At 73.4% G+C, this 25059-nt stretch carries 22 protein-coding genes and 2 pseudogenes; 2 read left to right on the top strand and 22 right to left on the bottom strand.

Annotated features, from left to right (window positions below; translation table 11 throughout):
* Positions 1-473: 473 nt before the first annotated feature.
* Positions 474-1163, top strand: a pseudogene (locus tag FM076_RS35360) (peptidoglycan DD-metalloendopeptidase family protein); the annotation flags it as partial.
* Between the two features lie 367 nt (positions 1164-1530).
* Here FM076_RS35360 and FM076_RS24350 read toward each other — a convergent pair.
* From FM076_RS24350 to FM076_RS24275, 16 genes are all read right to left on the bottom strand, one after another.
* The gene (locus tag FM076_RS24350; protein WP_173874977.1) at positions 1531-2070 is read right to left on the bottom strand and encodes a TetR/AcrR family transcriptional regulator; all 540 of its coding nucleotides are present in this window, start codon (positions 2068-2070) and stop codon (positions 1531-1533) included.
* A 125-nt stretch (positions 2071-2195) separates the two neighbouring features.
* Positions 2196-3050, bottom strand: coding sequence for an RNA polymerase sigma factor WhiG (whiG, locus tag FM076_RS24345; RefSeq protein WP_173873059.1), 855 nt, complete (start codon positions 3048-3050; stop codon positions 2196-2198).
* A 299-nt stretch (positions 3051-3349) separates the two neighbouring features.
* Positions 3350-4537 (bottom strand): DNA-processing protein DprA, encoded by a 1188-nt coding sequence (gene dprA, locus FM076_RS24340; RefSeq protein ID WP_428815169.1) that lies wholly within the window; start codon positions 4535-4537, stop codon positions 3350-3352.
* 356 nt (positions 4538-4893) lie between these two features.
* Entirely contained in the window at positions 4894-6507 is a 1614-nt protein-coding gene (locus tag FM076_RS24335) for a YifB family Mg chelatase-like AAA ATPase (RefSeq protein ID WP_173873058.1), read from the bottom strand.
* Positions 6507-6863, bottom strand: coding sequence for a YraN family protein (locus tag FM076_RS24330; protein WP_243275078.1), 357 nt, complete (start codon positions 6861-6863; stop codon positions 6507-6509). Before FM076_RS24330 ends, FM076_RS24335 begins: the two co-directional genes overlap by 1 nt.
* 312 nt (positions 6864-7175) lie before the next feature.
* A complete protein-coding gene (locus tag FM076_RS24325) occupies positions 7176-7499 on the bottom strand; it encodes a DUF2469 domain-containing protein (RefSeq protein WP_027735391.1) in 324 nt (107 codons plus the stop codon).
* A 39-nt stretch (positions 7500-7538) separates the two neighbouring features.
* The gene (gene lepB / locus FM076_RS24320) at positions 7539-8276 is read right to left on the bottom strand and encodes a signal peptidase I (protein WP_173873056.1); all 738 of its coding nucleotides are present in this window, start codon (positions 8274-8276) and stop codon (positions 7539-7541) included.
* Positions 8277-8345: 69 nt separating this feature from the next.
* The gene (gene lepB, locus FM076_RS24315; protein ID WP_180218631.1) at positions 8346-9416 is read right to left on the bottom strand and encodes a signal peptidase I; all 1071 of its coding nucleotides are present in this window, start codon (positions 9414-9416) and stop codon (positions 8346-8348) included.
* Positions 9310-10392: a signal peptidase I gene (gene lepB / locus FM076_RS24310; RefSeq protein WP_173874975.1), complete on the bottom strand. Its 1083-nt coding sequence runs from the start codon at positions 10390-10392 to the stop codon at positions 9310-9312. The genes lepB (FM076_RS24315) and lepB (FM076_RS24310) overlap by 107 nt, the downstream gene beginning before the upstream one ends.
* 493 nt (positions 10393-10885) lie before the next feature.
* Entirely contained in the window at positions 10886-11602 is a 717-nt protein-coding gene (gene lepB / locus FM076_RS24305; protein ID WP_173873054.1) for a signal peptidase I, read from the bottom strand.
* Positions 11603-11646: 44 nt separating this feature from the next.
* The gene (gene rplS / locus FM076_RS24300) at positions 11647-11997 is read right to left on the bottom strand and encodes a 50S ribosomal protein L19 (RefSeq protein WP_173873053.1); all 351 of its coding nucleotides are present in this window, start codon (positions 11995-11997) and stop codon (positions 11647-11649) included.
* A 187-nt stretch (positions 11998-12184) separates the two neighbouring features.
* Positions 12185-13000, bottom strand: coding sequence for a tRNA (guanosine(37)-N1)-methyltransferase TrmD (gene trmD / locus FM076_RS24295; protein WP_173873052.1), 816 nt, complete (start codon positions 12998-13000; stop codon positions 12185-12187).
* Complete coding sequence (gene rimM / locus FM076_RS24290; protein WP_173873051.1) at positions 12997-13710, bottom strand: ribosome maturation factor RimM; 714 nt, start codon at positions 13708-13710, stop codon at positions 12997-12999. The genes trmD and rimM overlap by 4 nt, the downstream gene beginning before the upstream one ends.
* A gap of 249 nt (positions 13711-13959) precedes the next feature.
* A complete protein-coding gene (locus FM076_RS24285) occupies positions 13960-14199 on the bottom strand; it encodes an RNA-binding protein (RefSeq protein WP_173873050.1) in 240 nt (79 codons plus the stop codon).
* A 2-nt stretch (positions 14200-14201) separates the two neighbouring features.
* Positions 14202-14657, bottom strand: a complete 456-nt coding sequence (gene rpsP, locus FM076_RS24280) for a 30S ribosomal protein S16 (protein ID WP_173873049.1) — start codon at positions 14655-14657, stop codon at positions 14202-14204.
* 246 nt (positions 14658-14903) lie between these two features.
* Positions 14904-15566 (bottom strand): hypothetical protein, encoded by a 663-nt coding sequence (locus tag FM076_RS24275; protein WP_173873048.1) that lies wholly within the window; start codon positions 15564-15566, stop codon positions 14904-14906.
* Positions 15567-16452: 886 nt separating this feature from the next.
* Between FM076_RS24275 and FM076_RS24270 the strand changes: the two genes are divergently transcribed.
* Complete coding sequence (locus tag FM076_RS24270) at positions 16453-17259, top strand: SAM-dependent methyltransferase (protein ID WP_173873047.1); 807 nt, start codon at positions 16453-16455, stop codon at positions 17257-17259.
* 37 nt (positions 17260-17296) lie between these two features.
* Here the strand turns inward: FM076_RS24270 and FM076_RS24265 are convergent, their stop codons facing one another.
* The 6 genes and pseudogenes from FM076_RS24265 to FM076_RS24240 form a co-directional block, all read right to left on the bottom strand.
* Positions 17297-17815 carry a GNAT family N-acetyltransferase gene (locus FM076_RS24265; protein ID WP_243274624.1) on the bottom strand — a complete coding sequence of 173 codons (519 nt, stop codon included), beginning with the start codon at positions 17813-17815 and terminating at the stop codon, positions 17297-17299.
* A 74-nt stretch (positions 17816-17889) separates the two neighbouring features.
* Complete coding sequence (gene ffh / locus FM076_RS24260; protein WP_173873045.1) at positions 17890-19449, bottom strand: signal recognition particle protein; 1560 nt, start codon at positions 19447-19449, stop codon at positions 17890-17892.
* A gap of 110 nt (positions 19450-19559) precedes the next feature.
* A complete protein-coding gene (locus tag FM076_RS24255; protein ID WP_180218628.1) occupies positions 19560-22067 on the bottom strand; it encodes a [protein-PII] uridylyltransferase in 2508 nt (835 codons plus the stop codon).
* Between the two features lie 164 nt (positions 22068-22231).
* On the bottom strand, positions 22232-22570 hold the full coding sequence (locus tag FM076_RS24250) for a P-II family nitrogen regulator (RefSeq protein WP_173873043.1): 339 nt from the start codon (positions 22568-22570) through the stop codon (positions 22232-22234).
* Complete coding sequence (locus tag FM076_RS24245; RefSeq protein ID WP_173873042.1) at positions 22567-23889, bottom strand: ammonium transporter; 1323 nt, start codon at positions 23887-23889, stop codon at positions 22567-22569. The genes FM076_RS24250 and FM076_RS24245 overlap by 4 nt, the downstream gene beginning before the upstream one ends.
* Before the next feature lie 191 nt (positions 23890-24080).
* A pseudogene (locus tag FM076_RS24240) lies at positions 24081-25059 on the bottom strand (hypothetical protein); the annotation flags it as partial.

Genomic DNA, 25059 nt, shown 5'->3' with positions numbered 1-25059 from the left:
GGAACGCGCGGGCGAGGACCTGGGGGCCCTCCGCGGTGACCCGTGTGCGCTCACACGGGTGACGCCATTGTCCACAACTCCTCAGTTACCCACAGATGCGGGCCGTGATCCCCACGAGCCGGCGATCCGGGCCACGGTGTCGGCATGACACGGCACAGGCCCCCGCCCGAGGGGGCACGACGGCGCCCGCTCCGGACCGAGAGAGCCCGACGGAACGGGCTCCCGGTCTCGGGGGCGCATGAGGACGGGCTCCCGGTCGGGGCGGCAGGCGGGAGGTGGCTCCCCCGCGGGGCAGCGGGCGGGAGCGGGCTCCTGGCCACAGGAGCAGGCAGGAGTCCGCTTCCGGCCACGGAGGCGCGAGGGGGTGGCCCCCATGCGTGGTGGCCCGCGCGGCCGGGCTCCCCAGTAAGGGGGCCCGATTGACGGTCCGGGTTTCGCGGGTCCGCGCGGTGGCCGGGGCGGTCATCGGCACGATGCTGCTGGCGCTGCTGTGCTCCGGCTCCGGTGCTGGTGACGCCGGGACCGGAACAGGGACAGGGACAGAGGCAGGGGGTTACGCGGCCGGGGCGGGGGTGTACGAGGCCGGGGCCAAGGTTGAGGCCGGAGCCAGGGCCGAGGCCAGGGTCAGGGCTGAGGCCGGGGCCGGGGCCAGGTCCGGCTCCAAGACCGGAACCAGGGCTGCTCCGGCCAGGGGCACGCGTCCGGCCCCGCGTCCTCTCAGCCCCGGTGCCCACCCCGCGCCCACGGGTACGGCAGTCACCACGGGGGACGGGGACAGGGACGGGGGCAGGGGCCGCCCGGCCACCGCGCCGGTTTCCGCCGGCGACCGGACGGTGCAGCGGGGCCGGGCCTGGCCCGTCGAAGGAGAGGACGGGGCGCGGCGGCCACGCGTACCCCGTGGCTGGGACCCGCCCCCAAAACCGTGGGCGGCGGGCCATCGGGGTGTGGACCTCGCGGCCCGCCCCGGGCAGCCGGTCCGCGCGGTGGCCGACGGAAAGGTGTCGTTCGCGGGGAAGGTCGCGGGCGCCGGCGTGGTCTCGATCGAGCTGGCGGAGACGGGACGGCCTCCCCTGCGCACGACCTACCAGCCCGTGCGGCCGTCCGTACGGAAGGGGGACCGGGTAAGAGCGGGTGAGCAGGTCGGGACGGTCACCCGCGGGCGGCACTGTGACCGCACCTGTCTGCACTGGGGGCTCCTGCGCGGCGACCACTACCTGGACCCGCTCTCCCTGCTGCCCGCCTCCCTGCTCGGCGGCCGCTCCCGTCTGCTGCCCGTGCGCGGAGTACCGGTCCCGGGGACGGAGGAGGAAGCCGCCAGCGGGACGGGCAGGGGGCTCGCCACCTCGTCGCGCGCGGCTGCCTACGGCACGGGGAGTGATGAGGGCGGGCCTGTCACCTGGAGCACGGCAGGAGCACTGGCGCTGGGCGCGGTGTGGGCGCACCGGCGGTTGCGGATAGGGGCAGCGGGGGACGGCCGCTCTCCCCGGCCCTCACCGGTCCTCGCCCGCCCGGACGTCCGGCGGACGGGCGTCAGCCGCGAACGCCGTTCAGCGCCATGGAGACGGCGGCCTCGGCGATCTGGCCGGGATCCTCGGCCGCACCCAGCTCGATGCGGCGCACGGCCGCGTCCACCACGCCCTGCAGGAGCATCGCGGCGAGGCGGGGCTGCTCGTGCCCGAGGTCCCCGAGCGCCTCGACGACCATCGAGATCAGTCCGCCGTGGGCGGCGCGGATCCGTTCGCGGGCCCCCGCGTCCAGTTCGCCCGCGGAGATGGCGACGACGGCGCGATGGCGGCGGTCACCGACGAGGGCGAGCTGCTGGCGGACGTAGGCCTCGACCTTGCCCTCGGGGGTCTCGGCCGCCCGCATCGCCGACTCGACCTCGGCCGCCCACACCGGGAAGTCGACCGCGCACAGCTCCTCCACGACAGCGGCGCGGGAGCGGAAGTACTCGTACACAGAGGAGCGCGCGAGGCCGGTGCGCTGGGCGAGAGCGGGGAAGGTCAGGGCTTCCGTTCCGCCCTCGGACAGCAGGGTCCTGGCGGCGTCCAGCAGGGCCGCGCGCTGCATCGTCCGGTGCTCGGCCACGGAGGCCGCTCGAATCCTGGGCACGCCCCTAGCTTACGGATCCGGAGCGGGGACTTACACGGGTGCTGGGAGTCGGCGCAGTCCGCCAGTGGCCCGCCGGCGGTCCGTCAACGGCCCGCGTCGGCGAGCTTGGCGCGCAGCTGGAGGACGGACTTGGTGTGGATCTGGCTGACCCTGCTCTCGGTGACTCCGAGCACCTGACCGATCTCAGCGAGAGTGAGGCCCTCGTAGTAGTAGAGGGTGACCACGGTCTTCTCACGGTCGGGCAGGGTGTTGATGGCCCGCGCCAGGAGCCGGCGCAGTTCGCGGTCCTCAGCGACCTCGACGGGGTTGTCGGCCGCGGTGTCCTCGAGCGTGTCCACGAGGCTCAGCCGGTCTCCGCCGTCCCCGCCGACGTGCAGCAGCTCTTCCAGGGCGACGACGTTGGCGAAGGACAACTGGCTGAAGACGCTGTGCAGTTCCTCCACCTCGATGCCCATCTCGGCGGCGACCTCCGCCTCGGACGGACTGCGGCGGAGTCTGGCCTCCAAGGTGGCGTAGGCGCGTTCCACGGCTCGGGCCTTCTGCCGCACCGAGCGGGGGATCCAGTCCAGGGACCGCAGTTCGTCGATCATGGCGCCCCGGATACGGGTGATGGCGTAGGTCTCGAACTTGATGGAGCGGGAGGGGTCGAACTTCTCGATGGCGTCGATGAGCCCGAAGACACCGGAGGAGACGAAGTCGGCCTGCTCCACGTTGGAGGGCAGGCCGACACTGACCCTGCCGGCGACGTATTTGACCAGCGGTGAATAGTGCAGGATGAGCTGCTCGCGCAGCTTGCTGTCCGCCGTGGCCTTGTAGGACCGCCAGAGTTCATCCAGCGAGCTGGGCGCAGTCCTGGGCGAGTCTTCGTCGACCACGGCCCGTGCGGCTGCGGAGGCCGCTGCGGCTGTGCGGTCGGGCCCGGAGATGTGCTGAGGCATACGTCGCCTTGAGCCGTTCTGCTGGGTAGTGGTGGTCTGGTCGGGTGCGGAAGCGTACGTCTCACGAAGAGATGATGTGAGCGTAGCGTGACCGCGACGTCGCAGTGTGCGACGTCTCGTTCTTTCTCCTCGGCGCCGGCGTGCTCCTTTCCGCAGCGGCTCGGCAGGGCCGTTCGGCGGACGCGCTGCGGGTGACCGGGCACGGGCCAGGATGCCGGGCCCCGCGGGGCCCGTGCCGTCCCGGCGAGGGCGCACAGCTCAGCTTTTCACCCGATAGCCCCAGGTCAAGCACCGCCTCATCACTCGATTGAGTGCCCCTTGGCACGGCGGGCCAACTGCCAGCGGTCGCCGTCCCGTTCGACGAAGCCGAGAGTCCGCAGCTCATGGAGCCGGGCGAGGGCGACCTCCGGCGGCACCCCGGCGGAACAGGCGATACGGGCGGGCTCGCACGCGCCCCGGCCGGGCACCGCGTCCAGTACGCGCGCCGCACCGGGGCTCAACGCGTCGCGCGGTACGGCGGGTCCACGCCGCACGGGTGCCAGCTCGCCCATGGAGCCGACGAGTTCGATCACCTCGTCCACGTCGGTGACCACCATGGCCTCGCCGCGCAGGAGTTCGTGCACGCCCTGGGAGAGCCCCGAGGTGACGGGGCCGGGCATACCCATGACGTGCCGGCCCAGTGCGAGGGCTCGGCGTGCGGTCACCAGGGCTCCGCTGCGCAGCGCCGCCTCCACCACGACCGTGCCCCGGGTGAGCGCCGCGATCACGCGGTTGCGCAGGACGAACCTGCTGCGGGTCGGGTGGTCCCCGGGCGGCAGCTCGGCCACGATCAGTCCCCGCTCGCCCAGCGCACGGATCAGCTCCTGGTTCCCGGGCGGATAGGCCACATCGGCACCGCACGCCAGGATGGCGATGGTCGGCCCGCGCACGGCCAGGGCGCCCCGGTGCGCGGCGGAGTCGATGCCGTACGCCGCGCCGGAGACGACCGCCCAGCCGCGCTCGGCGAGCCCCGCGCCGAGCACGGCCGCACAGTGCGCACCGTACTCCGTACACGCCCGGGCGCCGACGACGGCGACCGAACGCAGCGCCCACACCCGCAGCGAGGGCTCACCGCGCGCCCACAGCCCGACCGGCTTCGCGGGCCCCAGGTCGTCCAACTGGCGGGGCCATTCGGCATCCCCCGGGCAGACGAAGCGGCCCCCGAGCCGTTCGATCGCCGCCAGGTCGTCATGCGGCCTGGCACGGGTGGCGCGGAGCCTCAGTCCCGCCCAGCGCTGCTCCCCGGCTCCGTCGAGGGGTGGGCCCTGTCCGCTCACCGCCTCCAGGACGGCGCCGGCTCCATGCGTGGCGATCCACCGCCCTACAAGGGCGTCGCCCGGTTCGGCGATCCGGGAGAGGGCAGCCCGGGCCAGCCGCTCCGAGTCGTCGGGGCGTCCCGGGCACGGCGGCTCCGGTCCGGCCTCCGTCCCCGGCCCGCTCGGCGTCACCGCCCGCGGGGAGGAAACGGCTCCGGCCGCGACGGGTGCGCGGATTCCTGTCCCGGCCTGGCCTCCCCTGACGGTCCGGCCCGCGCGGACGCCACCCGGGTAGGTGCCGCCCGCGCGGACACCGCTGGGAGGTCCCTCCGGGGAGGTGCCGGGCGACTCGTTGCAGGGGCCGGTCCGGGAGGCGTTCGCCGGGGTGCGGGCCTCACCGGATGGGCTGCCGGGTGCGGGGCTCGGGCTTCCGTGCCGCGGGACGGGGAGCTGTGCCCTCGCGCCGGGGTCCTGGGGGCGGGCGGGCCGTGCGGTGGGGCCGGGATGGTCGCCGCGCGGCCGGCCGCTCCGGGTGCCGCGCGGGCGCGTCATGCGGGCACCCCCGGGGCGAAGGCACCGCGGCGGATGCCGCTTCGCAGGTGCAGCGCGTAGTTGACGTCGTCACGGGTGGGCCGGTCGTGGCCCGCGAGGTCCGCGACCGTCCAGGCGACCCGCAGCACCCTGTCGAGACCGCGTGCGGTGAGCTGGCCGCGTTCGAGATCGTTCTCGGCCTCGTTGAGCGCTCCGGGCCGTGCGGGGTGACGGGTGCGCAGCTCGTGCCCGGGGACCTCGCTGTTGGTCTTCCACGGGCTGCCCTCGTACCGCGCGGCGGCCCGTTCCCTGGCCTCCCGCACGCGGGCGGCCACGGCGGCGGTGGACTCCGCCCGTCCGTCGACGGCGGCCAGCTCGGAGCGGGCGAGCGGTTCGACCAGCACCCGCAGATCCACCCGGTCCAGCAGCGGGCCCGACAGGCGGGCGCGGTAGCGGCGCACCGAGGCGGGCAGGCACTCGCACTCGCCGCCCCGGCTCCCGTGCCGTCCGCAAGGGCACGGGTTGGCGGCCAGGACGAGCAGGAAACGGGCGGGCATCCGCATCATTCCGGCAGCCCGCGCCACCACCACGTACCCGGACTCCAGCGGCTGCCGCATCGCGTCGAGGACCCGGGCACTGCATTCGGCGGCCTCGTCCAGAAAGAGCACCCCGTTGTGCGCCAGGGAGACGGCTCCTGGGCGGGGCAGCCCGGTACCGCCGCCGACGAGGGCCGCCATGGTGGCCGAGTGGTGCGGCGCGCAGTAGGGCGGCCGGGCCACCAGTGGCTGGCCGGGTGGCAGTGCCCCGGCGACCGAGTGCACGGCGGTGACCTCCAGCGCCTCCTTCCGGCTGAGCGGTGGCAGCAGTCCGGGCAGCCGTTCGGCCAGCATGGTCTTGCCCGCTCCGGGCGGCCCCTTGAAGAAGAGGTGGTGGCGTCCGGCCGCGGCGATCTCCAGGGCGTGCCGCGCGTGCTGCTGCCCGGCGACGTCCGCGAGATCCACGGGGCGCTCCTCGCCGTGCAGGCCGGTCAGGCCCGAGGCGGCGGGGAGCCCGGCGAGGCCGGGGTAGGAGGGCTCCGGCGCTCCGTCGTCCGGCTGTTCGGGCTCGTCCGGGACGGGCTCGTCGGTGAGCACCGCGATCAGCTGGCGCAGGCTGCGCACACCGAGCACGGAGACGCCCGGGACCAGCGCCGCCTCCGCCGCCGCTTGCTCCGGGACGACGACCTGCCGGTACCCCGCGTCGGCGGCGGCCAGGACCGCGGGCAGCACGCCCCGAACCGGCAGCACCCGGCCGTCCAGGCCCAGTTCGCCGATCATCACGACGGAGGCGATCTCGCGGGGGTCGATGCGCTCGGCCGCCGCGAGGACGGCGCAGGCCACCGCGATGTCGAAGCCGCTGCCGCCCTTGGGGACGGAGGCGGGGCTGAGCCCGACGGTGAGCTTCTTCTGCGGCCAGGGCACGCCGGAGTTGACCACGGCGGCCCGTACCCGGTCCCGGCTCTCCGTCAGGCTCTTGTCGGGGAGGCCGACCAGGGTGAAGGCGGCGACGCCGGGTTCCAGATCGGCCTGCACCTCGACCGGAACGCCCTCGACGCCGACGAGCGCGACCGCGCAGGTGCGGGCGAACCCCATCAGCCCACTCCCCTCACGTGCTGGACCACGGGCGCGCCCCGGTCGGGAAGGACGATGCCGACGAGGTCGAGGCGGACGCCGCCGGCGGGCGGGTTTCCGTAGCGGGCGATCCAGCGTTCGCCGAGCCAGCGCGCGGCCAGGCGCCGCAGCCGTGCCGTCTTGGCCGGGGGCAGGCTCTCCATGGGGTGCTGGAAAGGGGCGGCCCTGCGGGTCTTGACCTCGCAGACCACCACGGCGTCGCCGTCCCGGGCGATGAGGTCGATCTCGCCCTCGGCGCAGCGCCAGTTGCGTTCGAGGATCGTCATTCCCGACTCGCGCAGACGCCGCGCCGCCAGATCCTCCCCGTACCGCCCCAGGGCTCCCCTGGCGCGGGCGGGGCCGGGTGCCCCTCCGGCCGGGGCCCTGCCCTCGGGTGTTCCGCGTGTCCTGCCTGCCGCCGGGGTCGCCCGGGCCGCCCGCGGCTGCCTCGTCGCCCCTGCCCCGCGTGTGCGTCCGGCGGTCCGTTCCCCGGTGCTCCGCGCTTCGCTGGTGCTCATGCACACCACCTCCGACACCGACTGTGGCGGCATCGGAGGCGGCTGGCTGATCTTGCTCTTTTTCTGTGGAGAACCCCGCGGTTGTGGACAACTCCGTCACCCTCGCGGGCGACGGCAGCCGTCCTCAGGAGGTCATCCCTTGAAGCCGGAGTCCTCCGGGAGGTCGAGCTCGCTCTTGTTCAGCTCTTCGATGTTCACGTCTTTGAAGGTCAGCACCCGCACCTGTTTGACGAACCGGGCCGGCCGGTACATGTCCCACACCCAGGCGTCCGCCATCGAGACCTCGAAGAACACCTCGCCCTGGACCGAGTGGACCTGCATCTCGTAATCGTTGGTCAGATAGAAGCGCCGGTCGGTCTCGATCACATATTTGAACAGCCCGACGACATCTCTGTACTCCCTGTAGAGCTTCAGCTCCATCTCGGTCTCGTACTTTTCGAGGTCCTCGGCGCTCATGGCATGTTCCCCTTCAGCCGTGCGTCCCCCCATTGTGCGTCACCCCGGGCGACGGCGGGCCGACATCGCACGGCGCCGCGCGATCGGCCCGTAGGCGGCCCCGCCCAACACCAGGACGGCGCCCACGGCCACGCCGGTCAGGGCCAGCGGAAGGGGACCGGGCCGCGAGGTGCCCCCGGGCATGTCGGCGAAGCCGTCGGCCCGAGGCAGCGTCCCGAACGCGCCGAGGGGCCAGGCTATGGCGTCCACCCGGCCCTTGACGGCGGAGCGCGGTACGGCGCCGTGGTCCCGGTCCTCCAGGTGCACCCGCGAGTCGAGGGACGCCTGTCGGTTGTCCCCGAGGAGGAAGAGCTTGCCCTCGGCGACCTTCGTGGCCGCGAACGGCTCCTGGGAGTCGCGGCCCCGGCCCCGCAGATAGGGCTCTTCGACGCCCTTGCCGTTGACGGTCAGCCGCCCCTGCCGGTCGCAGCAGGCCACTGTGTCCCCGCCGACGCCCACGACCCGCTTGACCATCGGCACGGAGCCCCACACCGCGTCCTGGAAGACGACGACGTCGCCGCGCCGCACCTCGTCCCCGTCCACACGCTGGGCGAGCACACGGGAGCCGGCCGCGACGGTGGGGTCCATGGAGTCGGTCGGCACCGTGTACGGCTGGTAGAGCAGGGCGCCCCAGACGAAGCCGCCGAGGAAGAGCACACAGCCGAGGGCCACGGCCACCCCGGAGAGACGATCACCCAGGCGGCCGCGGCCCTCGACGGCAGATTCGGCGTCGCTCACTTCCGTAACTCCCCGGTCCGCACAGCAGCTCGATGACCTGCGCACCCTACCCAGGAGTACGGGGAGGCGTCAGCCCTCGGACGGCACCGAACGGGCCGAGGGCGTGGTGACCCGCGCCCGCCGGCGCCGCCACAGCACGAACGGGACCGCGCCCGCGAGGCCGAGCGCACCCGGTGCCGCGCTCACGGCAGCCGCCTGGACGCCCTTCTGGTCGAAGGTGCCGGGAACCGGGAGCGTGCCCCAGCGGTTGATGGGCCACGCCTTGACGATCGCCCGCCCCACGACCTTGTCCTCGGGGACGAAGCCGCCGCCGGGCTGGTTCTGGTGGTAGCGGGAGTCGAGCGAGTCCTGGCGGTGGTCGCCCATCACCCACAGCTTGCCCTTGGGCACCTTGACCGGGCCGAACGGCTTGTCGTCGCAGGGCGTGCCGCCCGGGAAGATGTAGGAGGACTCCTCCAGCGCCGTTCCGTTGACGCGGACCTTGCCGCCCTTCTTGCACTCCACGGTGTCCCCGCCGACCGCGATGACCCGCTTGATCAGGTCCTTCTCGTTGGCGGAGGGCATCAGGCCGATGAAGCTGAGGGTCGTCTGGAGGAAGTTCTCCTCCACCTGCGCCTCCGGGAGCCAGCCGCCCGGATCGTGGAAGACGACGACCTCACCGCGCTCCGGGGTGGACCCGAACCACGGGGTGAGCTTGTCGACCAGCACCCGGTCACCGCGCTGGAGGGTGTTCTGCATCGAGTCGGAGGGGATGGAGAACGCCTGCACGAGGAAGGTCTTGATGATCAGGGCGAGGATCAGCGCGATGCCGATGAGCATCGGCAGTTCCTTCCAGAAGGAACGCTGCTGCTTCTTCGCGGCCCGCGCGTCCTTCTCCGCGCCCTCGTCCGGGGTGTCCTCCCCCCGGCGGCCCTCGGTCGCTCCGCCAGGCCCCGGCGCCTGGGGGTGCCCGGGGCCGGTGGGGAAGCCGCGCGGCCCCTCGCCGTCGGCTCCCGATCCCGCTGCCGTCCCGTCGGTATCGGCGGTCACACCGTCACTCTCTCTTTCCACGGCCGGTGGTCCTGCGTCGCCCGTCCTGCCGTCCGTACCAGGACGTTCGTTCTCCGGGTACCCGGAACCGGACCGTGCGCCGACCGCCAAGTCCCCCACATCCACTCCTCACGCTGCGCGTTCGCCTGCCCCTCAGCCGGGACAGGCCCACCACTCCCATAACGAGCGGAAGTTCCGCAGAGAACGGGAGTTGCGCCACTCGATTCTCACGGTCCCCGGGTGCGGGCGCCGACACGCCGCCCGCGTCCGGCACCGTGTCGAAGGTCTCCGGCCGCTCCAACCGTCTCCAGTGGTCGAAGGGCCAGGCGATGACGACCGCTCTTCCAACGATCCGGTCCTCCCCGATCGTTCCATGGTCCGGCTCCCGCAAGTGGTAACGCGAGTCGGCGGAGTTGGCGCGGTGGTCCCCGAGGACGAAGACGCGCCCCAGGGGGACGGTCACCTTGAACTTCATCCGCGAGGGTTTGTTGCCCGGATGGATGTAGGGCTCGTGCAGCGGCGTGCCGTTCACGGTGATCCGGCCCTGCTTGTCGCAGCAGCGCACGGTGTCACCGCCGACGGCGACGACGCGTTTGATCAGGTCCTGTTCGTCGTCCGAGGGCAGCAGTCCGAGGAATGTCAGGAATTCCTTGCCCTGCTTGAGGCCCGCGGGCGGATCCTTCTTCTTGCCCTTCTCGTTCTCCAGCCAGCCGCCGGGGTCCTCGAACACGACCACGTCGCCCCGCTGCGGCTTGGAGCCGAACCACGGGGTGAGCTTGTCGACGAGCACCCGGTCACCGATCCGGATGGTCTGCTCCATCGACCCGGAGGGGATCACGAACGCCTGGACGAGGAAGCTCTTGAGGACCAGGGCGATCAGCAGGGCGACGCCGATCAGGATCGGGATCTCCTTGGTCGCCGAGAGCCTGCGGCGGCGCTTGATGCGTTTGGCGGCCCGCCTGCGGTCGGCCCGCCCCTGGCCGGGGCGTCGCAGCGGCGGCGCTCCCCCGTCACCCGGAGCGTCCCCTTCCGGACCGGCGGGCCCGCCGGTCCTGGCGGGCGGCACACCGAACGCCCCGGCCGGCAGTTCGGCGGTCGTCTCCGCCGGCGTCTCGGCCGGTGTGCCGACGGGCGGACCCTGGGCCGGTCCGGCGGGCGCGGACGGTGGGCCGGCGTGCGCCCGGGCCGCACCGTGCGCCCGGGCAGCACCGCGGGCCGGGTCGCCGTACGGCTGCGCCGGCCCGTACAGGTGATCGGCCTGCGCCTGGGCAGCACCGTGGGCGGAGGGGACGGGTGGTTGCCCCACGTGGGGGGCGCGTGGTTGCGCCGCGTGGGGGGCGGGCGTCCGCGCGGCGTCGTGGGCGGGGCCCTGCGCGGGGTCGTAGGAGTAGTCGTACGGCTCTGTGTACGGGTACGACGCCCCATAAGGTTGCGGGTCGGATCCGTGCGGGGGCGGAGGGGCCGGTGTCGCCGGTGGCCACTCGCCGTACGGGGACGCGGGCGGGGGTGCGGGGCGAGGCGTGTACGGGTGCCCGTACTCGTGTTCGTACCCGGGAGCCTGCCCGTTTCCGCCTTCGGGGTCAGTCATGGCCGCCGTCCGCTCCCGCGGGTACCGAGCCGATCCGGCCCAGCGGCCAGCCGATCCAGTCGGCCCGCCCGATGACGCGGTCGACGGGAACCGTCCCGCCGCCCGGGTCGCCGAGGTGGTCGCGGGAGTCGCTGGACCGGGAGCGGTGGTCGCCCATCACCCACAGGCGCCCCTCGGGCACCCGGGTCTCGAAGGGGACGGTGGAGGGGTCGTCGCCAGGGTGGAGGTAGCCCTCCGTCACGGGCCGGCCGTTCACCTCGATCCTCCCCCGCCTGTCGCAGCAGCGCACCAGGTCGCCGCCGACTCCGATCACGCGCTTCACATAGTCGGTCTCGGAGGGCCGCACCAGCCCGGTCGCGGCGCCGGCCTCGCGCAGGGCGGTCGTCACCGGGTTGGCATCGGGGTCCGCCTCCCCCGAGAAGGAGTCGGTGCCGTCGAAGACGATCACGTCCCCGCGCTGCGGACCGCCGCCGAAACGGTAGGCCAGCTTGTTCACCAGCACCCGGTCCCCCACACGCAGGGTCGGGTCCATCGAGGAACTCGGAATCAGAAAAGGCTGCACGACGAACGCACTCGTCAGCAAGAGTGCCCCCAGCACGAATCCGGTTCCCAGGGCCAGACGCACGGAGCGCGACCTGCCCTCGGCTCCCTCCTCGGGAACAAAGGAGCGGTCGCGCTCCGGTTCGTCCTGCTCTGCCTCGGTGTTCATCGGGCGGAAGCCTAACCGGCGCCGTGAACACCCAGGACGCGAGATCAGCTCTCGCGCTTCTCCTTGATCTTGGCGGCCTTGCCGCGCAGGTCGCGCAGGTAGTACAGCTTGGCGCGGCGGACGTCACCGCGGGTCACGACCTCGATCTTCTCGACGATCGGGGTGTGCACCGGGAAGGTGCGCTCGACACCGACGCTGAAGCTGACCTTGCGGACCGTGAAGGTCTCGCGCACGCCCGAGCCCTGGCGGCGGATGCAGACGCCCTTGAACTGCTGGACGCGGGAGCGGTTGCCCTCGATGACGCGCACGTGCACGTTGATCGTGTCGCCCGGGCGGAAGTCCGGGACGTCCGTGCGCAGGGACGCGGCGTCGACGCTGTCGAGAAGGTGGGACATGTCCGTCTGCTTTCCTCGCTGATGCCACAGGTCATCAGCGGCATATCGTGATGTGAACGGGGAGCCTTCACGCACGGCGGGCGTCGGTCCCCCTGTGGCAGGGTCGCGCGCCGGATGTGAGGCAGCGGCCCATTCTTCCACGGGCTGCCCGTCCGGCCCAAATCGGCCGCCCGTTCCCCGCCACCGGTTACGGAGTGTCCTCGGGTACCCGCTGCCAGTGTCCGTCGGTCCCCTGCCGCCAGCCGAGCGCCTCCAGCGCGGCCCGGTCGTGCTTGTCGAGGGCCTCGGGATCGCAGCGTTCGATCAGGTCGGGCCGGTGGGCCGCGGTCCGTGCGAACGCCTGGTCGCGGCGCCAGCGGGCGATCCTGCCATGGTGGCCGCTCAGCAGCACCTCGGGGATGCCGCGTCCCCGCCACTCGGGCGGCTTGGTGTAGACGGGCCCCTCCAGCAGGTCGGCCATGGCGCCGGGCGCGAAGGAGTCGTCCTGGTGCGAGGCGGCGTTGCCCAGCACTCCGGGCAGCAGCCGTGCCACCGCCTCGACCATCACCAGGACGGGCGCCTCACCACCGGCGAGCACATAGTCGCCGATGGACACCTCGCGCACGTCCAGCCGGTCCGCGTACTCCTCGATGACGCGGCGGTCGATGCCCTCGTAGCGGGCCGGGGTGAAGACCAGCCACGGCTTCTCGGCCAGCTCCACGGCCAGCTCCTGGGTGAAGGGCCGGCCGCTGGGGGTGGGGACGACCAGCACGGGCGGCTCCTGGCCCGGCTCGCCGCTCGCCAGGATCTCGTCCAGCGCCTCTCCCCACGGCTCCGGCTTCATGACCATGCCGGGACCGCCGCCGTAGGGGGTGTCGTCGACGGTGTTGTGCCTGTCGTGCGTCCAGTCGCGCAGGTCGTGCACGCGGACGTCCAGGACGCCGCGTGCACGGGCCTTGCCGACCAGCGAGACGTTCAGCGGCTCCAGGTACTCGGGGAAGATCGTGACGACGTCGAGCCTCACCGCGCGCTCTCCCCACCTGAGTCCTCGGCGTCCTCTCCGCCGGAGTTCTCGGTGTCCTCCCCGCCGGGGCCCGTGGCTTCCCCCTCGCCGGAGGAGCCAGTGGCCTCCTCCCGGCCGGAGGAGCCGGTTCGTTCCTCCCCGGACGAGCCGGTGCCCTCCCGGCCGGAGGCGTCCGCCGGGCCGGCGCCGGGCTGCGCCGTGGCCTCGTCCAGCAGGCCGGGCGGCGGGTCGATCACCGCGCGCTGGGCCTCCAGATCGATCTCTGGGACGATCTCCTCGACGAACGGCACCAGCACCTCGCCGCCGTTCTCGCGGCGGACGACCAGCAGGTCCTGGGCCGGGAGGTGCGCGACGCTCTCGATACGGCCGACCACCGTGCCGTCGGACGTGACGACTTCCAGGTCCTCCAACTGGTGGTCGTAGAACTCCTCCGGGTCCTCCGGGGTCTCGTTCGGGTCCACCTCGGCGATGAGCAGGGTGTTGCGGAGGGCCTCGGCCGCGTTGCGGTCGCGCACGCCCTCGAAGCGGAGCAGCAGCCGCCCGCTGTGGACCCGGCCCGTGGCGATGGTGAGCGGCCCCGCGGAGGCCGGGTCGGTGGCCAGTACGGCGCCGGGGGCGAGCCGCAGTTCGGGCTCGTCGGTCCTGACCTCGACCGTGACCTCGCCCTTGATGCCGTGGGCGCGGCCGATCCGCGCGACGACTAGCTGCACTGTGCTTCTCCGTGCTCGGTTCCGTGCTCGGTGGGTGTCGGAAGGGGGTGCCTCAGCGGTGTCCCGTGCCCGGGTGCCGCGGCGGTGTCCGTGCCAGGGCGCTTCGGCGTCCCTTTCCGGCTGCTCCCCCGATGGAGGCGCTCCCCGGTGCGACGCCCCGGGCGCCTTCGCGGGAGGCACGGACGTGACAACGGGCCGGGGACGGCTTGGCTGCCGTCCCCGGCCCGTGCCGGTGCTGCATTCCGCTCCTCAGCGGACCTGGTCCACGTCGACGAGGTCGACGCGGACGCCACGGCCGCCGAGAGCTCCCACGACGGTGCGCAGAGAACGCGCGGTGCGGCCGTTGCGGCCGATCACCTTGCCGAGGTCGTCCGGGTGCACCCGGACCTCCAGCACGCGCCCGCGACGGAGATTGCGGGACGCGATCTGCACCTCGTCGGGGTTGTCGACGATGCCCTTCACCAGGTGCTCGAGGGCTTCCTCGAGCATCCTCAGGCCTCGGTCGACTCAGTGGCGGCCGACTCGCCGGCGTCCGCCTTCTTCTCGGCCTTCTCGGCCTTGTCGCCCTTCTTGGCCTTGGGGGTGATGGCCTCACCCTGCGGCTCGTCGGAGGACTCCTTGGCAGCGGCCTCGAAGAGGGCGCGCTTGTCGGCCTTCGGCTCCGGGACCTTCATCGGCTCGGGGGCGGGAAGGCCCTTGAACTTCTGCCAGTCACCGGTGACCTTGAGGATCGCCTCGACCGGCTCGGTCGGCTGGGCGCCCACGCTGAGCCAGTACTGCACGCGCTCCGAGTCGACCTCGATGCGCGAGGGGTTCTGCACCGGGTGGTACAGGCCGATCTCCTCGATGGCCCGGCCGTCGCGGCGGGTGCGGGAGTCGGCGACGATGATGCGGTAGTGAGGCGAACGGATCTTGCCCAGACGCTTCAGCTTGATCTTGACTGCCACTGGTGTGGTGTCTCCTGGTCTTGACGTGGGTGGACACGTCGGACTGCCACGTGGGGTTGCGGCGCCGGGTGTCCGAATGGACGCGTCAGCCGGAGGAGAGAGGGATCCTGTGCGGCTGCCGAGTTCAGCCGTCCATGATGCCACACGGCCCGGCACCGCGGGAAACCGCCCCCGGGCCCGCCCGGGGCCCCCAGACTGCGCCCCGGCCCCGCCCCGGGAACCGCTCTTCCTCGCCCTGCCGACGCCTCAGCCCACGGGCACCGGCTCGGCGCTCTTGGCCGCCGCCTCCGCCGGGATGCGGAACTGCTTGCCGCAGGCGCCGCACATGATGGGGGCCTGGGCCAGCACGGACGGAACCACCCGCACGTTGCGGCCGCAGTCGCACACGGCCTTGACGCGGACACCGCCCCCGGAGGAGCCGTGCCGCGCGGCCGGGCCGCGGAAGCTGCGTCCGGTGTCGGCCTCGGTCGCCACGCTGTAGGCCTTCAGCGCCCGCTGGAGGCGCTCGATCGTCGGGCGGTAGCGCCGTCTCGTCTCCGGGGTGAGGACCACGAGGGAGAAGCCGCTGCTGGGGTGCGGCTCCTCGGGGTGGTCGAGCCCCAGTTCCTCGGCGATCGCCAGGAAGCGGCGGTTGTGGTAACGGCCTGCGCGCGAGGTGTCCCGGATGCCGCGGGCGGCGGCGATGCCGTGGACTGCCTCGTGCAGCAGCCGTTCGAACGAGAGCCCGGTGCCGCAGGCGGACGAGGACTCTCCGATGAGTGATTCGGGCGCGGCCAGATCCGGCAGCTCGGGGTGGTGCCGTTGAATATCGGCCCAGGCGGCTGCCAGCTCGGCGGCGAGAACTGGTGGTGTCGTGCTCACGTCGTTCCCAACGAGCAGAAGGGGTCTGGTGTTCCGATTCCGGGGCATCGCAAAATATTTTGCACGTACCAGTCAGTCAGCACGGATGCGCGGGGACGGGGCGGGTGCGCCGATCTGCGGCCAAGCCGCACACACCCGGCCCAACCCGGGACGTATCACCGGTCGTCCAACCCGGGACGTATCACCGGTCGCGTGTACCCGCCGGAAGGCATCCCACGCGCACGCGCCCCGCACACTGCGGCTCGGCCCCCGGCGGAGCCCCTGCGCCCCGGGCGCCCCGGCGATGGTACGGACGTCTTCCTTGCGTCCGTTCACGCGTCCCGTCCCATTCATGCGTCCCGTTCCCGCGTCCCCATTCCGGTGCGTCGTTCTGTGCGTCCCGTTCCGTGCGTCCCGCCCGCACGCGCGCCTCTCCCGTGACGGCGGTCGGCTCCGGGGAGGGGCGGAGGCGCGTTCGACGTGGTCGGCCTCCTTCGTCGTGGTCGGCCCTCTTCGTCCTGGAGGACCGCGGGATCAGGAGGGGGGAGTAGGCGTTCTGAGTACCCGTCTGCTCACCAGGGGCGCCCGTGTCCCACCCTGTACGCTCCCGGATGCCGTAGCCGCACGGTCGGATCGCCCTCGTGCCGCGCACCGGGCCGCTCTTGGCCGGCCGGCCCCGCCGGTCACCTGCTGACGGGAACGCGGGAAGTGCTCGGACCGGGAGGTGGGGACGGCTGCTCCTGCCATGCGGGGCATCGTAGGGGGAAGTACCGTCCAGGGGACGCGGCGAGGGCGCACGCGGCGGTCGGGGGCGCACGCACGGGGCGTGGAAGACAACCGGGCGCACCCCCTGGACTCACGCCGCGTCCCGCAGTTCCCTGGCATACGGGAACGGGGGCGAGCACCACTCGGGGGACCAGACTGCTGCGACGGATCTTCGGATTGGGGCGTTGCGATGACACCCACGCTCGTACACCACCAGCACCGCGCGGACCCGGCCGCCCCCGGCACCCCGGCGCGGATAAGGGACTGGGTGGAGCTGCAGGAGCGGATGCTGGTTCCGCTTTACGAAGCGGTGTACGAACGGATGGAGACCGGACCGGGGACGCGCGTGCTGGGCCTCGGCTGCGGCACGGGGCTCGCCCTGCTGCTGGCGGCGCGGCGGGGCGCCGGGGTGCACGGCGTGGACACGGACGCGGCCCGCCTCGGCGCGGCCCGCGAGCGGCTGCTCGGTTCCCGGGGCGCACCCCCGTGGGAGGCCCGGCTCACCCATGGCAGCCCCGCCCAGGCGGTCGGGACGGGGCCGCTGCCGACCCTGGTGACGGCGTTCGGCGCGCTGCCCGCTCCGCGGGAGTTCGCACCCGTCCGCGGGGCCCTGGGCCGCGGCGTCGCCGTGGTGCTGGCCGGGTGGGGTCCCGCGGAGCGGTGCGCGGCGGCGCCGGCGCTGCGGGTGGCGTCCCGGCTGGCGGAGCCGGGCAGGGGCGCGTCCGACTGGTGCGGCCGCGACGACCTGGAGGAGCTGGCGGTCCGCTGCGGGCTGCGGCTGGAGGGGTCGGGCCGGGTGGCCTGCCCCTTCGGCTACGCGGACCTGCCCAGCGCGGTGCGCGGACTGCTCTCGACGGGGCTGTACGACGCGGCCGTGCGCGCCACCGACACCGAACAGGTGCGCAAGGAGCTGGCGGAGGCCCTGCACCCGCACGTGCGGGGGGACGGGACGGTGTGGATGCCGAACCTGTTCCGCTACGTGGTGGCCCGCACGTGAGCGGCGGCGCGGTGTGCGCCCGGCAGCCGCCGACCGGTCAGTCCAGGCCGGGCCACTCCTCGGCGGTCAGCGCGAAGCGCTCGTGGTCCCGCCAGGCGTCGTTGATGTAGAGCATCCTGGGTGAGAAGCCCTCGTGCCGGAACCCGAGGCGCTTGGCCATGGCCAAGGAGCGCTCGTTCTCCGGCTGGACGTTGATCTCCAGCCGGTGCAGCGCGAGCCCGTCCGGTCCCGGCCGGAAGCAGCGGTCGACCACCAGCCGCAGCCCCTCGGTCATCCGCCCCGTCCCGGCGTACGGCAGATAACTGTCGTAGCCCAGGGAGCCGTTGAGGAAGCGGGCGCGGACGATGTTGGCGACGTTCACCCGGCCGACGAGGCCGTCGTCCTCCTTGTCGAGGATGAGGAACGTCCGCAGCGCGGGCCCCTGGCGGCGCAGCAGGTCCGGCAGACCGTCGGGCTCGACGGGGTTCCACGGGCGGAGGTGCTCCGCGGAACGGACGACGGCCTCGCTGTAGAGCTGTTCGTCGGAGGGCTGCGGGGGGCGGATGTATACGCGCATGAACGACATCATCCGCCTTTGCCGCGGCAGTCTCACCTCAGGGTCGCCCACCGGACCGGCTCACCCGTGCGCGGTCACTTGGGGGGCAGCATGTCCTTGAACTCCTGCGGGAGTTCGAAGTCGCCCGGGTCCTGACCGGCGCCGGGGATGCCGAAGGGGCCGCCCTGGTCGCCCTGGGCCCGGCGGGCCGCGGCGGCTTCCTCCTCCTGCTTGCGCTTCATCGGGTTGCCCGACTGGCGCTTGCCCTTGGCCTTCTTCTGCTTGCCCTTCTTCTTGCCGCCCACCCCCCCGGGCATGCCCGGCATGCCGGGCATACCTGGCATGCCGCCGCCCTGGGCCATGCGGGACATCATCTTGCGGGCCTCGAAGAAGCGCTCCACCAGGTTCTTGACCGCGCTGACGTCCACACCCGAACCGCGTGCGATACGGGCCCGCCGCGAGCCGTTGATGATCGTCGGCTCGGCGCGCTCGGCGGGCGTCATCGACTTGATGATCGCCGCCGTGCGGTCCACCTCGCGCTCGTCGAGGTTGTTGATCTGCTCCTTCATCTGGCCCATGCCCGGCATCATGCCGAGCAGCTTGGAGAGGGAGCCCATCTTGCGGACCTGCTCCATCTGGGCCAGGAAGTCGTCGAGCGTGAATTCCTTGGGGCCCTTCGCCAGCTTGGCCGCCATCTTCTCGGCCTCTTGCTGGCTGAAGGTCTGCTCCGCCTTCTCGATCAGCGTGAGCACGTCGCCCATGCCGAGGATGCGGGACGCCATGCGGTCCGGGTGGAACGCGTCGAAGTCGTCCAGCTTCTCGCCGTTGGAGGCGAACATGATCTGCTTGCCGGTGACCTGCGCGACCGAGAGCGCCGCACCACCGCGCGCGTCACCATCGAGCTTGGAGAGCACGACGCCGTCGAAGCCGACGCCCTCCTGGAAGGCCTCCGCCGTGGTGACCGCGTCCTGACCGATCATGGCGTCGACGACGAAGAGGACCTCGTCCGGGCTGACCGCGTCGCGGATGTCGGCGGCCTGCCGCATCAGCTCCTGGTCGATGCCGAGGCGTCCGGCGGTGTCGACGATGACCACGTCGTGCTGCTTGTCGCGCGCGTAGGTGATCGAGTCCTTGGCCACCCGCACCGGGTCGCCCACGCCGTTGCCCGGCTCCGGCGCGAAGACCGCCACCTCGGCGCGCTCGGCGACGACCGAGAGCTGGTTGACCGCGTTCGGGCGCTGGAGGTCCGCCGCGACCAGGACCGGCGTGTGCCCCTGCTGCTTGAGCCAGCGGCCCAGCTTGCCCGCCAGGGTCGTCTTACCGGCGCCCTGGAGGCCGGCGAGCATGATGACGGTGGGCGGGTTCTTGGCGAACCGCAGGCGCCGGGTCTCGCCGCCGAGGATGCCGATCAGCTCCTCGTTGACGATCTTGATGACCTGCTGGGCCGGATTCAGCGCCTGGGAGACCTCGGCCCCCAGGGCACGCTCCTTGACCTGCTTGATGAAGGCGCGGACCACGGGCAGCGCGACGTCCGCCTCGAGCAGCGCGATACGGATCTCGCGCGCGGTGGCGTCGATGTCCGCCTCGCTGAGGCGCCCTTTGCCCCGGAGGTTCTTGAACGTCGCACTCAGGCGGTCGGAAAGGGTATCGAACACAGCGCTCGTCGGTCCTCGGGTCGGTGGCGGAGTGAATCTCTGCCAAGGGTAGCCGCCCCGCGTGCGGGGCCGTACTGCCCGTACCGCCTCGGCTCCGCGCGGGCGCGGCCTCAGCGCAGTGCGGCCTCCAGCCGCTGGGCGAGGTGCGCCGCCGCCACGTCCGTGAGCGGGGCGCCGGCCGGGTCCGTCACGTAGAAGGCGTCCACGGCGTTGGCGCCCAGGGTGCTGATGTGGGCGCTGCGGAGGCGGACGCCGGCCTCCTCCAGGGCCCGGCCGATGTGGTGCAGCAGCCCGGGAACGTCCTGGGCGCGTACCTCGATGACGGTGGCGTGGCGGGACCCGTCGGGTGCGACCGCGGCCCGTGGCGGCGGCGCCAGCGCGGCCCCTCCCCTGCGGCGGGACGTGCGGTGGGCCGCCTCGCGTTCGGCCAGGCGGGAGGCGAGGTCGAGGGAGCCGTCCAGGGCGCGGACGAGGTCCGCGCGGAGCCTCGCCGGCTGCGGGAGGGAGCCGTAGCGGACGGCCACCCGCCAGGTGAGGAGCAGGATGCGGCCGGGGTCCGCTGTGGCCTTAGCCGCCTGGGGAGGGGGTGTCACCAGCCGGAGTTCGGCCGAGCGGACGGTGAGCTTGTGGAGGGCCAGTACGCCCGCGAGGGCGGGGAGGACGCCGGGCCGGTCGGGCAGCGCGACCAGGAGGTGGACGCCGAGCGGTTCGGGGGCGGCGGCGCCGGGTGCCGCTCCCGTCGGCGGGCCGGTGGGGTCCTTCGCGGGCGGCCGGGCGGGGAGTTGGCCGGCAGCGTCCCCGTCGGCGTCCCCGCCGGCGGCCGGGCCCGGCCCGGTGTCCACCCTCAGCACCGTGCCGCCCGTCCGCCATGCCTCCAGCACCAGCCGCTCGGCCGCCGCCGTCAGCGCCCCGGTCCGGGCCCGGACCGGGGCGGGCGCGCCCGCCAGGACGGCCCGGACGCGCTTGACCAGGTCCGCCACCAGCCCGGCGCGCCAGGAGCTCCACGCCGCCGGCCCCGTGGCCAGGGCGTCGGCCTCGGTGAGGGCGTGGAGGAGTTCCAGGGTGTCCGGGGTGCCGACGGCGCGGGCCACGGCATGGAGGGTGGCGGGGTCGTCGAGGTCGCGGCGGGTGGCCGTCTCCGCGAGCAGGAGGTGGTGGCGGACGAGGGTGGCCAGGGTGCCGGTGTCGGCGGTGCCGAAACCGAGGCGGGCGGCGAGGTCGCGGGTGAGGGCCGCCCCGGTGACCGCGTGGTCGCCGGGCAGGCCCTTGCCGATGTCGTGCAGGAGCGCGGCCGTCAGCAGCAGGTCGGGGCGGTGGACGCGGCGGGTGAGCGCCGAGGCCCGCACGGCGGTCTCCACCAGGTGCCGGTCGACGGTCCAGCGGTGGACGGGGTTGCGCTGGGGGCGGCAGCGCACCCGCTCCCAGCCGGGCAGCAGCCGGGTGACCAGCCCTGCCGCGTCCATGGCCTCCCAGACGGGCACCAGGGCCTCACCGGCGCCGAGGAGGGTGACGAACTCCTCGCGTGCGGCGACGGGCCACGGCACCGGCAGGTCGGGGGTCTCCCGCGCCAGTTTCCGTACGGCGGAGAGGGCGAGCGGGATTCCGGCCTGCGCGGCAGCGGCGGCGGCCCGCAGCGGCAGGACGGGGTCACGGCCGGGGCGGGCGTTCAGGGCGAGCACCGCCTCGCCCTCGTGTTCGACGACCCCCTCGGCCAGCGGGGTCCGCTCGCCCTGGTGGGGTCCCGGGCGCCCGGCGGTGTGCCGGCCGCCGCCCAGCAGCCGCAGCCGCACGCGCGGCCCGCCCGCGCGGGGGCGCAGCACCCGCTCCACCTCGCGCCAGGTGACGTCGCCCGCGTAGGTGATCCGGCCGGCGGCCTCGTAGACGCGGCGCAGCAGTGCCTCGGCGTCCGGCAGGCCGAGTGCGCCGGCCACCTCGTCCTGGTCCTGGAGGGCGAGGCGGTCGGTGGCCCGCCCGGTGGTCAGGTGCAGTGCGTCGCGGACGTCGAGGAGGGTGGTCCGCGCCGCCTCCAGCCCCTCCCGGGGTGCGTCGGCGAGCCAGGAGGCGGCCACCGCGCGCAGCGCCGCCAGGTCACGCAGTCCGCCCCGGGCCTCTTTGAGGTCGGGCTCCAGCAGGAAGCGCAACTCGCCGTGGCGGCGGTCCCGTTCGGCGGCCAGCTCGCGCAGTCCTGGCAGGCGGGTGCGGGCGTCGGCGCGCCACCGGGCCAGCGCCTCGGCGCGCACCTCGGCGGTGAGGGACGGGTCGCCGGCCAGGTGGCGGGCGTCCAGCAGGCCGAGGTGGACCTTGAGGTCGCCGGCGGCGGTCCGGCGGGCCTCGGCCGGGGTGCGGACGGAGTGGTCGAGGGCGAGGCCCAGGTCCCAGACCGGGTACCAGAGGCGGTCGGCGAGGGCGGCGAGTCGGCCTGCCGGGAGGGTGCCGTCGTGCAGCAGGAGGAGGTCGAGGTCGCTGCGCGGGGACAGTTCGCCGCGCCCGTACCCGCCGACGGCCACCAGGGCGGTCCCGGCGGGCGCGGCGGCGGCGAAGATCCCGGCGAGCCAGCGGTCGGTCAGCGCGGCGAGGGCGCGGCGGCGTCCGGTGCCGGACAACCCGCCGTCCCGCAGGAGCCGGAGCCGGGCGCCCGCGTATTCCTCGTGCTCCGCGTCGCGCGGTCCGCCGCCGCCCCCGCCGTACCGGCCGGCCCGGCCGGTACGGCCGCCGTCGTACCGCCCGCCGCGTCCCTCCCCGCGTCGTCGCCCGCCGGGTCCCGCGGCCTCGTCCGGCGCCCTCACAGGGCGTCCGGTCCCCGCTCGCCCGTGCGGACGCGGACGGCGGTCTCGACGGGTACCACCCACACCTTGCCGTCGCCGATCTTGCCGGTGCGGGCGGCCTTGACGACGATCTCGGTGAGCTGTTCGGCGTCCTCGTCCTCCACCAGCACCTCGACGCGCACCTTGGGCACGAGGTCGACGGTGTACTCCGCGCCCCGGTAGACCTCGGTGTGGCCGCGCTGGCGCCCGTAACCGCTGGCCTCGGTCACGGTGAGGCCCTGGACACCGAAGGCCCGCAGCGCCTCCTTCACCTCGTCGAGCTGGTGCGGCTTGATCACCGCGGTGATGAGCTTCATGCGTCCACCTTGGTCTCGTTGCTGTCGTTGCGCTCGTGGCCGTCACGGCCGCCGTGCCCGGCGGTGGCGGACGCGACGGGGCCGGGCGCGGGCGCCCCGCCCCGGGTGCGGGCCGAGGAGCCCCCGACGGCGCTGAAGTCGTACGCCGTCTCCGCGTGGAACGCCTGGTCGACACCGGCCCTCTCGTCGTCCGCCTCGGCCCGGAAACCGATCGTGGCCTGCACCAGCTTGGCCAGCAGCCAGGAGACGGTGAAGGAGAACGCCAGCACGGAGAAGGTGCCGAGGGCCTGCTTGCCGAACTGGGTGAGGCCGCCGACCCCGTCCACCGCCAGGAAGCCGACCAGCAGGGTGCCGATGACGCCGCCCACCAGGTGGACACCGACCACGTCGAGCGAGTCGTCGAAGCCGAGCTTGTACTTGAGGCCGACCGCCCAGGAGCAGACGGCGCCCGCCACGACGCCGATGGCCAGCGCGCCCATGGCGTTGACCGAGGCCCCGGCCGGGGTGATCGCCACCAGTCCGGCGACGGCACCGGAGGCGGCTCCCAGGGTGGTGAAGGCGCCGTGCCGCAGGCGCTCGTAGGCGAGCCAGCCGGCCATCGCGGCGCCGGTCGCGACCTGGGTGTTGAGGGCCATGGTGGCGGCGGTGCCGTCGGCGGCGAGGGCGGAGCCCGCGTTGAAGCCGAACCAGCCGAACCACAGCAGCGCGGCGCCGAGGACGACCAGCGGGAGGCTGTGCGGACGCATCGGCTCCTTGGCGAAGCCGATGCGCTTGCCGACGACGAGCACGGCCGCCAGCGCCCCGATGCCCGCGTTGATGTGCACGGCGGTGCCGCCCGCGAAGTCGATGACCTCCAGCTCGCGCAGCCAGCCGCCCTCGGCCCACACCCAGTGCGCGACGGGGAAGTAGACGACGGTCACCCACAGGGTGAGGAAGACGGCCCAGGCGCCGAACTTCACGCGGTCGGCGAGGGCACCGCTCATCAGCGCCGGAGTGAGGATCGCGAACATCATCTGGAAGAGGACGAACGCGAAGACGGGGATGCCGCCCTTCCCGGTCAGGGACTCGGGCGAGATGCCCCTGAGTCCGACGGCGTCCAGGTTGCCGATGACCCCGCCGGTGTCCGGTCCGAAGGCCAGCGAGTAGCCGTACAGGACCCACAGGACGCTGACGATCGCCAGCGAGACGAAGGACATCATCAGCATGTTCAGGGCGCTCTTGACCCGGACCATGCCGCCGTAGAAGAAGGCGAGGCCAGGCGTCATCACCATCACGAGAAACGCGCTGACCAGGACGAAAGCGGTATCCGCGCCGTTCAATGTGGACGTCTCCTCGGGTCGCGGCCCGCGGCGGGCCGGCTCGGCGGGGGGCTCGCGAGCCAGGTTCCCGAGGCCCGGTTTCCACCGTCGCCACGCGGCGTTTCAGCCTCGTGAAAACAGCCCCGCCGGTGTTACGAGGAGATGAAGCCCGTGCCCGGACGCCACGGTCCGGATACGCTGCGGCGCCCGGGTCAGCCCGCCGCCGCCTCGTTCTCGGCCAGTTCCACGCGCAGCCGCTCGCTCAGGTGCACCACGTCGGCGACCTGTCCGAAATCGCGGACGGCACCGGCCGTGGTGCGGCGCAGCCGGTTGTTGACCCGCTCCGAGCGCAGCCGCTTGGCGAGACCGAGGGCCTCACTGGCGCGGGCGACACAGCCCTCGGGCTCGTTCTGGAGCAGGTGCACGCTGGCCATCCCGATCAGGTTGAGGGCGTAGGAGCGCTGGTGGCCGCCGCCCTCCGCCTCGTGGGCCTCGCGGGCGAACAGCTCGACGGCCCGCTCCATCTCGGGCCGGGCGAGGGACGCGTAGGTGGGGCTGCGGCCGGAGGAGTAGGCCAGGTCCCGGTAGGAGTGCGCGTTCTCGGCGCACAGCTCGGCCTCGGAGAAGAACCGGATCCAGTCGGGGTCGGCGTCCGTCCTGTCGATGTCGCCGAAGGTCTCCTCGGCCATCCGGACCGCGCGCTTGCACTTGCCGGGCTGTCCCATGTTGGCGTAGGCGCGGGCCTCCATGGCGTAGAGCATGGCCTGGGTGCGGGGCGTGGAGCCCTCGCGGCTGCCGTACTGGGCGAGGTGGATCAGCTCCAGGGCGTCCTCCGGGCGGCCCAGGTGGATCATCTGGCGGGCCATCTTGCTGAGCACGTAGGAGCCCAGCGGGCGGTCACCGGCCTCCTTGGCTGCGTGCAGCGCGAGGACGAAGTACTTCTGCGCGGTGGGCTGCAGGCCGATGTCGTAGCTCATCCAGCCGGCGAGTTCGGCCAGTTCGGCGGTGACGCGGAAGAGGCGGCGGCGCACCGGCTCGGGGTGGCGTTCCTGGAGGAGGTCGGTGACCTCGTGGAGCTGGCCGACGACGGCCTTGCGGCGCAGCCCTCCCCCGCACTGGGCGTCCCAGGCGCGGAACATCTCCGTCGTCTGCTCCAGCAGTTCCAGTTCGGGGGCCGACAGGCGCAGTCCG

The sequence above is a fragment of the Streptomyces albus subsp. chlorinus genome (genome assembly GCF_013302895.1).
GTDB lineage: Bacteria > Actinomycetota > Actinomycetes > Streptomycetales > Streptomycetaceae > Streptomyces > Streptomyces chlorinus.
The sequence above is the reverse complement of the archived record's forward strand: the minus strand, read 5'-3'. Positions and strand labels throughout refer to the sequence as shown.